Origin of the sequence: Flavobacterium sp. NRK1, from assembly GCF_024054175.1 — a bacterium.
GTDB lineage: Bacteria > Bacteroidota > Bacteroidia > Flavobacteriales > Flavobacteriaceae > Flavobacterium.
Genome location: NZ_JAMXLA010000001.1, coordinates 3,421,550 through 3,435,937 on the forward strand (window position 1 = coordinate 3,421,550; position 14,388 = coordinate 3,435,937).

Here is a 14,388-nt window from a genome sequence, read left to right on the forward strand (position 1 = left end):
ACCGGCCCTAAAAAAATTAACTTAACTATTTAGTTCTTTTTAAGCAGTTTGTAAGTACCGGTTTTGTCACCTACATGCACACGAACAATAAACACCTGGTCACCGGCTGCAGAAGCAAGATTAATATCTAATTTCTGATTGCCTCCTATAGACTGTCCTTTAGTTTCAGAAACTTTTCTTCCAAGCATGTCAAATACTTCTACAGAAACATTGTTTCCTGCTTCACCATTTATTTCAACAGTAACAATACCGTCTGTAGGGTTAGGATAAAGACTTACCATGCCTTTTAACTGGTTAGGCATATCTGTACCTAAAACTTCTTCTACTACAATATAATCTGTTTTATCTGCTGCTTCACTTGTACCTGCAGCATTAGACGTAACAAGAGTAACATTATAAGTACCAGGCTCAGCATAAGTTACTACAGGAGATTCTTCAGTAGAAGTTGGAGGCTCACCACCTTCAAATGTCCACATCCAGCTTGTTGGGTTGTTTGTACTCATATCAGTAAACGTTACTGTTTCCCCCTGATTTACTGTAGTAATATCAGCAGTAAAGTCAGCCATTGGAGTATGAGCACCAAGATCTTTATCAAGAGCAAATACTATAGTAGTAGATGCATTAAAAGTTACATCTCCAAATGTTGCGTCCTGTTGTGCAGCATTATTACCGTTAGGGTGCTGTACAGAGAAGAAACCATATTTAAAGTCAGGAGTAAATGTTAAACCTGTAGGCTCTGAACCAGCTGGCATAGAAGCAAATAACTTCACATTAGGATTACTTTGTGTATGATCCGGACGGATTACCCAAATATAATTTAATCCACCATCCTGAAGTACCCAAAGGTTACCCTTATCATCAAAAGTAAGGTTATCATTACCATCAGCCCAAGGCTCGTTCACTGTACCATTTGCAGTTTCAATGTTATAGTTCATACCTCCAACGAATGTTTCAAATTCAGAGATAGTGCTTCCGTTATCTTTAAAACGATATACACGGTTTTTACCTTTACTTGTAAAGTATATTTTACCATCAAGCGGGCTGATCTCACAATCTTCAACTCCGTTAAAGTTTGTACCTCCAAGGTTAGAAGCAACTGTACGAAGATTGTTACGGTCTGCCTGAGTAGTATTAGGTACCAGTACCCATGTAGCAGTAGCAGAACTAGGCTCATCGTTAGATAAAGCTAAATCCATTTTAAGTACATATACTTTACCCGCAGTAAAATTATTAGGAGTATCAGCTACAAATTTGTAAACACAATGAGTACCTCCATCTTCACCATAATAAGCCGTAGTACCATCAGCAGTTATTACAATATTCTCGTGGTTCATTCTTCCAAGAGCCCAAAGTTTTTCCTGTTTGTTATTACCGTATTCCATAACAGAAGCAGTAGTAGGATCAATTTCCACAAACCATCCAAGGTCTTCATAACCATCTCCGTTGGTATCTCCTGAACCTGAATCTTCTTCAGTAGTAATTACGGTACCCCAAGGCGTAATACCTCCCGAACAGTTTCTTGAAGTAGTTACAAGGTCAGTATTATACATATCAACCATTTGAGAATTATCTACAACCCAAAGTTTCTGTTCTTCATCCAGGTGAATGTTTAACATTGAAACGCCACCAGGAGTATTTTCCTGATTAACTGAAAGATGACCTGCTGCGCTGCTGCCTTCTATAGGAAGATAAGCCGTAAAGTCATTATTACCCGGAACAATTCCTCCTCCTGTCATGTAAGCAGAACCTTCTTTAAAAAGCACCTGGAAACGGTGTTCCGGAGCTATGATAAGATGGTCTAACTGAGCTGTTGGATTGATAGATGTAAAACAACCTATATGTTCTTCATCACAATTTACAACAAGATCATTGTTTGTGTTTTTGATATAAAGGTCAAAACCTATATCAGAGCTGGATCCGTCACGATTATGCACTTCTACTGCAATCCTGTTAATACCTGTCTGGAAAACAGTTTTAGGAACTTTATGAATAAAGAATCTTTTTTCATCAGCACCATCTACAATGCTCGAAGAGAAAGTTAAGTATGTAGTAGGTTCTGCAGGCATATTATCTCTGTAAACCTCAACACCGTTTACATACACTATAGCACCGTCGTCTCTTCTTAGTCCAAATTCTACAAACTCTGTAAGAGATGAAGGATTTACATCAATATCTTTATAAAAATAAGAAGTAATGTATTTATTTCCGGAATCAGGCCCAAAAGATATTACTGTTGCGGCAGGGTCTCCGTATCCAAGAGGTGCAATACCTGAATTCCATCCGGTATTAGCACCGGCAGGCATGTTCCAGTCAGTATCATCTTGGCTTGTACCGTTATCAAGATACATCCATTGAGATCCTTTTGCTACAGGAAAAATTCCTTCCTGGGCATAAATTGCACCTGAAAGCAAAAGACTTACAATTAGTAAACGTTTTTTCATAATGTTAATTAGTTTTTGTTATGTAGGACAAAAGTAGGCCCGGCAGGTTGCCTGTATCTGAAGTAAGGCTTAAGTTTAGATTAACTATACCTTTAAATTTTAAGCAAATCTTAAGTTATTGTTTACATATTATCAGATAAAAAAACCGGGTATAAAACCCGGTTTTTCTAATTCAGTAGATTTATTTCTTTTTATGAGGAACATCATTCAATGAGTTTATAAATGCAATCAACTCATTTTTTTCTTTTTCCGTTAGATTTAATGGATCGAGAGATAATGTCTGATTAATAACATTAAGCCCTAAACCGCCCCCTCCGCCATTATTATAAAAATCTATAACCTGATCAAGAGTTTTATAAGCACCATTATGAAAATAAGGTGCTGTAAGGCCTGCGTTTCTTACAGTACTCGTTTTAAACGATTTTTCATAAATCCAGGCATATTCATTTAAAATAGAATTTGCCCAGCGTCCTTCATCTGAATCAAGTTTTGGCGATTTTGTATCAGGATCGGCTAATACACCTAATATTTCACTTTCATTTTCACTATATAATGGCGGTACCAGTCCTGTAAATGTCGGAGCAAAATGACAGGTAGCACAATTGGCTTTACCCATAAAAAGATTAAATCCGTTTTTCACATCCTCACTCAACTGATCTGACTCACCTCTTACATATTTATCGAAAGGGCTATTGAAAGATCGTAATGATAGTACATAGGATGCCAATGCTTTAGAAAATTTTTCACGTGTAACTTCACCCTTGCCATATACTTCTTTAAACTGTTTGATGTATTTCTTACTTTGAGCCAGTTTCTTTAATATAGAACTATATGCCGTATTAAATTCATCAGGATTAAAAATTACATGTTCAGCCTGTTGTTCAAGCGTGAATGCACGAAGATCATAAAAAAAGCGATCTGCATATACAGCATTTACAAGTGTAGGCGCATTGCGCAATACTGTTTTCCCCTGAACATTACTTAATGATTTTGTAATACCGTCGGCAAATCCTTTCTCGGGCTGATGACATGAAGCGCAACTCATATTGCCGTTCCCACTTATTATAGGATCATAAAATAAAGCTTCTCCTAAAGCCCGAAGTTCTTCACTATCGTCCTCTTCTTTTAAATCAGTAAAAAAGTATGGATTAAGAAAGTTATTACCAAATATTGAGGTGCTTGAAGGATTCCAGGCACTGGTCTCCATAAGAAATTCCGGCTCTGCCCCTATTTCAATATTACCCAGTTTATTATATATAGGATCAATGTATTTCTTTAATATTTCAAGCCTGTCGAGTGTATCAAACGTATTATTTACCTTAAGATAGTTTAGAGTCTCATCAAATAACTGCAAAATATCATTAGGCTTTTCATTAGAATAGTTTTCTGCCAAATAGCTTTTCATACCTTCAAGAGAAGCAATAGCTTCGGGTATAGCATTAAGTGATCCCGGAGTATCAAATCCTGTAAGCCCTAATGAGTAAATCCTAACCAACTGTATTCTCATAGCAGCAATATTACCTTTACCTGTATTTTTTGAATTAAGGCTGGCAAAGAGTAATTTATAATTAGAACTAAGCTGTTTTGCCAATGCAGATATCTGTACTTTTTCTTCAGAAGCCTCTTCAGAAAAAACAAGTTCATCTAATACCTGAAGCCCCTCAGGAGTTAATACAACAGGACTTGTGCCTGCTTTTTCAATATGCAGCAATGGTGCTCCGTTTATATGTTCTTTTACATAATCTGCATAATGAAATGCAAGGTAAAATTCTATCTTTTTATAACTTATCCTCGTATCAGTTAAAACTTTTTGCAATGAATCCAGACTTATCTTTTCCTGTCTAAAATCTTCAGCAGCTTTATCAAGGTTAGCTGCCGCTTCTTTAAAATTAAAAGTATACTTATTTATTACTGCTGGTAAAACTTCGTAATTAGCTGTTGAAGAAAATGAAAAAGACATAGCTGCTGCTATCATAACAATAGCAGTAATAATAAAGAACTTTATTTTATTGTAATTTACAAACATAGATAGTATTGCTTATTAAGCTTAAATTCCGCAAACTTAACAAAGCATAAAGGGCAACAGGTTAAGTGCACATTAAGTAATGATTAAAATAAATTGATGGAAACCGCCTCAAATAAAACTTCCGGGTAACTTTTTTAAAATTTTTAAAGCACCATACTTATTAAGTATATTTGAATGAAATTTAGTTCCAAAAATGTCTCTTACCATACATGCATCATAACAAAAAACATATAACTAAATTAGTATTTATACTATTATTGGCTTTAATGCCACTATATATAAATGCCCAAACTAAAACCTACTGCGACTCACTTATAAAAAAAGGCCAGGAAGCCAGGCACAATAAAAATCACGTTAAGTCGCTGGAGTTATTATCAACCGCAAGATCTATTGCAGAAAAAAACCGATGGAATAAGCAGTTATTTTATGCAACGCTCTATACAGGCTCTAATTACCTTGCAATGATGGATTATGGCGAAGCCCTGAACTATTATCTTGAGGCTTATAATCTTTCTATAAAAGATCTGGGGCCTGAATATGAAATGATTGCCTTAAATAATATTGCTACTCTTTATACCGGAGATAAAAATTATAAAAAAGCACAGGAATATTATTTTAAAGCTTATAAAACAGCTAAAGATGAGAATTACAAGAGCCTTGGTATTTATCTTGTCAACCTTGCCAATATTGAGAATATTTTAAATAATCCTTTAAAAGCAAAAGCATATATAGCAGAAGCAATGCCAAATCTTAAAAAGCACTGGCCCAGATCTGTAGTAGCCGCTGATATGATTATTGCAGAAAGCGATCTTTTAGAAGGCAAAAATAAACTTGCCCGTGAAGAAGTACAAAAATTAATGCTCAATAAAGAAGATGTTAGTTATAATGATATAGGTATTCCGCTTCAGGAATTGGTAGTACGAAGCTACATACAGGAAAAAGATTATACGAATGCCGCTTTAACAGCCGAAAAAATATTAAAAGAAAAAAAACCAGACTTTGAAACAAAAAAAAGATTATTTGAGCATCTTATAGAAATTTATATTAAAACCAAATCATTAGAAAAAGCACTTCGCTACAAAGACTCAATTATTGAAACTGATAAAAAGCTTAACGAAATAAGAAGCGGCAGACTATTTGAAAACAGCCGTGTTAAGTTTGAAATGCAGGATTATAAAAATCAACTGGCAATTAAAGAAGAAAAAGTTGCTGCAGAACGTAAAATAATATACTCGTTACTGGCGATATTTATAGCTGTATTAACAGGAACAGTTTTTATTTTAAGACAAAAGAAATTGATTGCAGAGCGCAATCAAAGAATTATAGCACTTGAACTTGAAAAAGAAAAAAACGATAATTTACTTTTAGAAAAACAATTCAGGGAAAATGAAACTAATGCGCTTTTAGAACAGGAGCGACTTAAAAATGAAATTGAAGCCCGCAACAGAAAATTATCGGCCAAAGCGCTTTATCTGTCTGACAGGAATCAGTTGATAGAAGAAATACTTACATCTTTATCCAAGAAACCTAAATTATCTAAAGATCTGTCGCTAGCCAATCAGATAAGATCCCTTAAAAATCATCTTAAAACAGATGAAGAATGGGATAGTTTCATAACTCATTTTGAAGAGGTAAATCATGGCTTTCTTACCCGCTTAAAAACACTCCACCCCACCCTTACAGCTAATGATGTAAGATTTATAGCTTATATTTATATGAACCTGAGTATTAAGGAGATTGCCTCTATCCTTAATATTACAGTAGAGGCCTGCAGAAAGAGAAAAGACCGTTTGGCAATTAAAATGGAACTTCCTGAAAATTTAAGCCTATATGATTATATATCAACACTATAATATATACATGTCTTACTTTTTCGACTAATTGTCGTACTGTTTCCTATTCGATTGTTATGCGCATTTTAAATATTGCGTGAAATTTTTGTTAATGTTGTGCTCAGTAACATAAGCGATAAAATTTATGAAGATGAAATTCAGCTTAAATTTTCGCCTCGGCCAAACTCAAAATTTACTACACACATAAACTACTAATTATTAATCATCAAAAAAAGGGAAACGGTATGAAAAAAATCTCACTCTTTTTAATTGCATTGCTTTTTTCATTAAGCAGCTATGCACAGCTGCCTCTCGAGAGTTTTGAGAGCTGGACTCCGGGACAGGGACCTGCCAACTGGAAAATTCTCCAGAATGATATTGGCACAAATACACAATGGGTACAAACAACATTAAATTTTGATCCTACACCTCCGCATACAGGCCAATATGCTGCTTATATGCAGCCTCAAAATGTAAGTACAGGAATTCCTGAAGATTACTTAGTAACGCCTTTATTTAATGCTCCTGTAAATGGGCGGGTTGAGTTTTATTCACGACTCATACAGGTTGGCGATCAGGGAAGCATTTATAAGGTTAAACTATTACCGGCAGGTGCAGATGCAGATGATATAACCAATTATATTGAACTCCAGTCCTGGACAGAGCTTGAAATTAATCCTGTACAAACAGATTATACAAAAGTTACTGTAGAAATTCCTGCAGAATACGAAGGAACAAATGTGCGCATTGCTTTTGTTATACTAAGTGATAATGGAGACAGATGGCTTATTGATGACGTGAGAGTGATATCGCTATGTGTTGCACCAGAAAACCTTTCTGCCGCAAATATTACAACTACTACTGCAGATTTAAGCTGGGATAATCCTTCAGGGGCTACAGAATGGGAAATAGAAATTAAAGAAGAAGGAACTCCTGCTACAGGAACAGGGATCACTTATAATGGAGCTCTGCCTTATACGGCAACAAACCTTAATCCGGGAACGCAATATAACTTTCTTGTAAGGGCGCTTTGTGATGATGGTGGAGAAAGCGAATGGGTAGGTGCTTATAACTTTACTACTTTTAAACCCGGAGACAATTGTCAGACTCCTAAAATAATCACATCGCTACCCTATAGTTCTACAGATAATACTGCCAATTATTTTGACGTTTATCAAGGAAATAACGGAGGATGCGGTACACCTTCATTTTCAAGTTATTTGGATGGAAATGATATTACATATGCATTTACACCTACACAAGATGGTATAATAAGCATTAATGTAACAGGTATTACAGAAGCTTATGCAGGTATATTTATATATACTTCTTGTAATGATATTGGTACAAATTGCTTTGCAGGTACTGTTAATGAGTATGAGACTCCGGCACCCGACCTTAATATACCAAATATGAATGTTACAGCGGGTACTACTTATTATATTGTAATATCTACCTGGTTTGCACAAACAACCGGATTTACACTTAATATTCAACAGGAATTTTGTGATAAGCCTTCTGATTTAACGGCAACAAATCCCACTAATGATGGTATTACTCTGGGGTGGGAGTCTTCATCATCATCATGGCAATATATAATACAGCCTGTAGGTTCAGGATTACCGATGGGATCCGGCCTTACTGCTACCACTAATCCTATAACAGTAACATCACTTAACCCAAGTACGCAATATGAATTTTATGTACGTGCAAATTGTGGTGATGGAACTTTTAGCAGCTGGGCAGGCCCTTTAGTATTCAATACATTATGCGCATCATTTACTGTTCCATATACCGAAGGTTTTAATTCAAATTCAACCTCACAGTTCTGCTGGAATATAGCAGATAACAATAATGACGAGGTAGTATGGGATATGGACTTTACGTATGATTCCTATGAAGGGGATCAGTCTGCTAAATTTGATGTAGGGTCAACATCCGAAAATGATGATATGCTAATATCTCCTGCAATATTACTTACAGGTAATGAGCGTCTTAGATTTTTCTATAAAACGCAGCAATATGGTGCAATAGCGTTTAAGGTAATGGCTTCAACTACAGGAAATGCTCCTGAAGATTTTACTATAGAGCTATCGCCTTTAACCAGCTATGGAGTAGATAATTTTACTGAAAAAATAATTAATTTAACTAATCTACCGGCTGGGCCTGTATATTTTGCATGGTATGTTCCTGCAGGTTTTAACGGAGGCTATGAGTTAATGATCGACAACATTATTGTAGAGACTATGCCGGACTGTGCAGAGCCTTCGGACATAGTTGTAAACGACATTTCTAATAACTCAGCGCATATAGAATGGACTGCGGGTAATAATGAATCGCAATGGGAAATCATAGTTGGGCAAGCAGATGTAGTAGGTACTCCGGGAGCATCTACAACAGGAACTCCATGGAACAGTACAATGTATAATGCAACTAATCTGAATTCAAATACACTTCAGGCAGTATATGTTCGCTCGGTATGCAGCTCTGCGAGTAAGAGTATATGGCAGGGACCTTATTATTTCACAACCAAATGTGATGCATTTGACACTCCATTTACAGAAGGATTTAATAGTGACTCAGCTACTGAACAGTGCTGGAAAGTTGTAAATAACAACGGAGACTGGGCAGAATGGAATATGTCTGATAATGTTGCATTTGAAGGCGATGAAGCAGCCTCAATTTATGTCGGCAATCCTGCAAATGATGAATGGCTGATTTCCCCGGCAATAAATCTTACAGGTAATGAAAGACTTAAATTTCATTATAAAATAAGCGATGCCAATAATGGCCAGACAGGTTTTAGATTATTATTATCTACTACAAATAGTGATCTTAGCAGCTTTACGGAAGTACTATTACCCGAAACAGCTTATACTAACGAAGAGTACTTAATAAAAGTAATTTCACTGGAAGCATATACAGGTCCGGTTTATTTAGCATGGCATGTATCCTCAACTTATGAATTCGGATCAGATCTATACATTGATAATGTAATTGTAGAACCTATACCTTCATGTCCGGAACCGCTATATGTTGAAGTAAGTAATATTACACAGACATCAGCCGAAGTTACCTGGCAAGCAGGCGGTACAGAAACAGAATGGGAATTATTAATAAATATTCAGGGAGAAGAGGTGCCTGCTACAGGTATATCAGTTACAAGCCTGCCATTTACAATTACCGAATTGCCCGATGGTACACCTATAGATTCAGGTACACCTTATGAAATTACTGTAAAAGCAGTATGTAGTGCTACTGAATCCAGTTTAGCGTCGGATAAGGTTGTTTTTGCCACGCTTATTTCAAATGATAACTGCGACACAGCTAAAACAATACCGGTAAATGTAGGCCCTGTTTGTGATGTTTATGCAAGCGGAACACTTAATGGAGCTACAGAATCATCACAGCAAAATCCTTGCGGAGACTGGACAAGTGCAGATGATGATGTTTGGTTTGAATTTACAGCTACCTCTTCACTTCACACACTATCTCTTATAGATATCACTCAGGGTGCCCCATACCTTATGTATATTATTTATGAGGGTGATGATTGTGACAACTTAACGCAAATTGGTGACTGTATGACTGCTTATTCTGAATATGGTATAGAGGCATCTACAACACTTCTTGAAAACTTAACTGTTGGTACAACATATAAAGTGAGAATATTTAGTGCAGAGGCTACTACAAACCAAACAACTACGTTTAAAGTTTGTATTAAGGTACCTGTTACACCTATTGCTGTAAACACAGATCAATATACAGTAGAACAATTGGTTACAGATGTTCTATTTAATGGAGATTGCGCGCAGGTTAGTAATATTACATGGTCTACAGGAACAAATTATCCCGATCCTGATAATATATTTGGAGATAATCCTAATGGTATAGGATATTTTAATCAAAATGGCTCTGGTTTTCCATTCGCTGAAGGAATCGTAATGACAACCGGAGATGTATTAAAAGTTCCGGGACCTAACTATAGAGGTATGGAGCAGGGATCGGCAGTATGGTTAGGTGATACAGATGTATATAATGTTATGGAAGGTATGCTTGGCGCGCCGCCATTCCAGGATAATACAAATGCATCGGTTATAGAATTTGATTTTGTACCATCGCAGCCTACATTCAGTTTTGATTTTATTTTTGCATCTGAAGAATATGGTGATCTTATACAGTGCTATAGTTATGATACTTTTGCAGTATTACTAACAGATTCAAATGGTAATACACAAAATATAGCGGTAATTCCGGGAACGCAGACTCCTATATCTGTATTTAGTATTAGTGGTGCGGGCTATCCTAATTTCTGTCCTGGTTATAATCTTGACTATTTTGATAAATACAATGTTTTTGGAAATAATGATTTATCAAGTACTGCTTTTGACGGACAAACAGTGGTAATGACAGCTACCGCAGATGTACAGGTAAATCAGCCCTATCACCTGAAAATAGCAATTGCAGAAACTGATAATAACTTAGATTCAGGAGTATTTATTAAAGCGGGTATAAATGGTAGCGGCGAAGGCAGCGTTGATCTTGGAGAAGATTTACTTGTATCAACTAACAATGCTATCTGTGAAGGTCAGACTGCTACATTACATACGGATTTAGATCCTTCAGTTTTTGAAATTGAATGGAGTTTAAATGATAATGTTATAGATGGAGAAACTGGTCAGGATTTAGTAGTTAGCCAACCGGGTAACTATAAAGTTAGTGCAAATATAATAGGCTACAACTGCTTAAGAGAAGACAGTATTGTGGTAGAATTTTATCCATCTGTAGCAGATGCTACCGGAAACCCAACAGATCTTACTGTTTGTGATGCAGATGGCTTTGCAGAATTTGACCTTTCTCAAAATACGGTATTAATATTGGAAGGCTTAAATCCGGCTGATTATACAATTAGCTATCATTTAACATCTGATGAAGCGGCAAATAATACCAGAGCTATAAATAATCCATATACAAATGTAACTCAGTTTACACAAACTTTGTATGTAAGAATACAGGATAACAGTAACCTTTGTTATGCAATAAAATCTTTTACTATAAATGCAGAAGATTTAACTCCGCAGTTTACTATTACAGAAGATTTTTCAATTTGTGAAGGAAATAGTGCAGCAATAGTTGTGACCCCTATAAACTTTAATATTGAAGATGTTACTTTTACCTGGACACTGAATGGAGATGCTTTAGCGGATACTACTCCTGCTATAGAAGCAGATACGGAAGGGGTTTATGAAGTTACGGTAGGCGATACCGGCTGCACAAGTACAGCTGCAGTAAAAGTTACTGCAATCCCTGCTCCTATTGCCGATGCTCCTGCTGATATTGAAGCTTGTGATAGTTATATGCTGCCGGCACTTAGTCCTGGCAATAATTACTATACCCAGACAGGTGGTACAGGAACAATGCTTATAGAAGGAGATGTAATTACTTCCACACAGGAAATATTTGTGTATGCTCAAACAACAACTACACCAGCCTGTAATGATGAAAATTCATTTATAGTTACTATTACTCCTACACCTGCATTTAGTTTAGGAGGGCCATATGAGGCTTGTTCTGCTGATAATGTTATTATCGAAATTATTGATGCTAACTTTGATATGAATGATGCAGAGTATGCATGGGCTTTAAATGGTGTTGACATTGAAGGAGGAAAAAGTATTACAGGATCAGAATTTGGAATATATACACTTACAGTAACAGTAAATAACTGTACACATACTGAGAATGTTGAAATAATACAGGATCCAAATGCTATTGCTCTTCTGTTTGAGGAGGGCTGTGATGATAATGTTTACATGTTAAGCGTTATTGATGACAATGGCTCTTTCAATATCGACTCTGCTTCTTATGCCTGGACAGGCCCTAACGGATTTACTTCTGACAAACGGGAATTTGCAGTTCCCGCCATAGGAGAATATTTTGTAACTGTATCTACTCCTGAGGGATGTGTAGGTGAAGATTCATTCATTGTAGCGGATACCAGCTGCGATATTCAAAGAGGTATCTCACCAAATGGTGATGGTAAAAATGATGAATTTGATCTTACAACTCTTAATGTAAAAAAACTGAGTATATTTAACCGTTATGGCCAGGAGGTTTATACGAAAAGCAATTACAAAAAAGAGTGGAATGGACAAACCAACAAGGGCGATGAATTACCTACAGGTACGTATTTTTATATGATAGAACGTATAAGTGGTGAAACTAATACCGGCTGGATCTATATTAACAGACAGGAATAAACCTGATTAAGATTATAAACTTTAATAAACTTAAACCGCCTAAGTAATTTAGGCGGTTTTTTTGTTCTGCAAATACTCAGTCAAATCAATCAAATTCTAAATAGATACACACAAAAACTTTTTTTATTCTTTTGAAAATCAACAGATAAATAACTTTGTTGAAAAATCAATCAAAAAATGAAAAAAATTATTTTATCCTTATCATTATTATTTGGTATTGCAACCCAGGGACAGACTTTTGAGTGGCTTAAAGTTCCGGAAATACCCGCAGGTATAAATCTTCAGAATACAGCATATATTTCTGCGTCAGATCCTGAAGGAAATATTTATTTAACAGGTTTTAAAGACAGTCCTGTATTATTAAATGATATAATGGGCAATTTATACTATACTAAATATAGTTCTGGTGGAGATGTTATTTTCTCCAAAACATTTACGGGAAAGTGTGCAGCATATAATATGGTATCCGATGCTCAGGGTAATATAATATTGGCATTAGCATACACAGAAAACATGACAATAGATGATACCGATTTTTCAATACTTGGTGATGAAATAAAACATGTATTGGTAAAAATGGATAGTAATGGAAATTTGCTTTGGTTTAAGGAATTGCATATTGATGCATTTGATTTAGGATATGTGCAGGATTTTAGGGCAATAGCTATAGATGCAGAAGATAATATTTATGCAGGTTATGATAATTATATGTATTCCTACATTACAAAATATTCACCATTAGGTATTGAATTACTCACAATTGAACAACAAAACGCAAACAGGTTAACGTCAACTGCTGTAGATACAGAGGGTAATATTTATGCTGCAGGGGCTTGTGCCTCGATAAATGCTAAGTATGGGGGCACAGAAGCTCCTACTGACCTGCAATACAATACTTATCTTGTAAAATATTCTCCTCAGGGTAATTTTCAATGGATTAAATATGTTGAGGATATAACCTGCCCTGAGCCGCATGTAGTAGTACGCACACCCGATGAAATATATTTCAGCTCTTATCTTTTTACTTCCAATAATTTTGATAATATTGAAATAGAGGGTCCTGCGGGAGGATTTGAAGATATATTTATTGCCAAACTAAATTCAGAAGGTACTTATCAGTGGGTAAAGGAAGCATTAGGAAGTGGAAAGGCAAACCCCGGTTCACGAAATTTTTTAAATCTTGATTCAGAAGGTAACCTATATTTTACAGGCAATACAGCCGGCACTGTAAACTGGGGTAATGATATAACAACTTCAACAAATTCATTTTCTTCAGATGCGCTAATTGTAAAATATAATTCCGATGGAGATGTGCTATTTGCCAAAACCGCCGGAGGAGATTCCGAAGACAGGATGGATGGAATAACTATTAGTTCCGAAGGGAACATATTTGTGACAGGTGTAGGTTATGGCAACGGAACTTTCGACAATATAGAGCATGAAGGCGAAGAGTTTACTTCATATCCCTTCTTTGCAAAAATTACTATGGAAATTTTAGGTTTTAACGATCATGAAGCTAAGGAAATTACAGTTTATCCTAATCCTGCTTCGAGTGGAATTATTTTAACTGGTATAGAAAATAATAAAAGCATAGAGATTGTAAATTCTCTGGGCCAGACTGTTAAAAACCTTACTGGTATAACTTCAGAAATAATAGATATTTCAGATTTATCTTCAGGAATATATTATATAAAAAGCGATAAATTCAAATCTAAAAAATTCATTAAAAAATAACTATTTAATTTAATTCACTTTACACAGGTTTTTGAAGTATTTCAGAAGCCTGTTTTTTTTAATATTCAGATAATAAATAAAAAAGATTAAAAAAA

The 14,388-nt window shown here is 35.6% G+C and carries 5 protein-coding genes; 3 read left to right on the forward strand and 2 right to left on the reverse strand.

The window, feature by feature from the left end; translation table 11 throughout:
* Positions 1-29 precede the first annotated feature (29 nt).
* Together NHE85_RS15825 and NHE85_RS15830 are read right to left on the reverse strand one after the other, a co-directional pair.
* Positions 30-2,441 (reverse strand): alkaline phosphatase PhoX, encoded by a 2,412-nt coding sequence (locus NHE85_RS15825; protein WP_252813109.1) that lies wholly within the window; start codon positions 2,439-2,441, stop codon positions 30-32.
* Positions 2,442-2,622: 181 nt separating this feature from the next.
* Positions 2,623-4,467, reverse strand: a complete 1,845-nt coding sequence (locus NHE85_RS15830; protein ID WP_252813110.1) for a cytochrome-c peroxidase — start codon at positions 4,465-4,467, stop codon at positions 2,623-2,625.
* A gap of 266 nt (positions 4,468-4,733) precedes the next feature.
* Between NHE85_RS15830 and NHE85_RS15835 the strand changes: the two genes are divergently transcribed.
* The 3 genes from NHE85_RS15835 (at position 4,734) to NHE85_RS15845 (ending at position 14,293) form a co-directional block, all read left to right on the forward strand.
* On the forward strand, positions 4,734-6,320 hold the full coding sequence (locus NHE85_RS15835; RefSeq protein ID WP_252813111.1) for a tetratricopeptide repeat protein: 1,587 nt from the start codon (positions 4,734-4,736) through the stop codon (positions 6,318-6,320).
* A 224-nt stretch (positions 6,321-6,544) separates the two neighbouring features.
* Complete coding sequence (locus NHE85_RS15840; protein ID WP_252813112.1) at positions 6,545-12,559, forward strand: choice-of-anchor J domain-containing protein; 6,015 nt, start codon at positions 6,545-6,547, stop codon at positions 12,557-12,559.
* A 177-nt stretch (positions 12,560-12,736) separates the two neighbouring features.
* Positions 12,737-14,293, forward strand: coding sequence for a T9SS type A sorting domain-containing protein (locus NHE85_RS15845; protein ID WP_252813113.1), 1,557 nt, complete (start codon positions 12,737-12,739; stop codon positions 14,291-14,293).
* Positions 14,294-14,388: the final 95 nt, after the last annotated feature.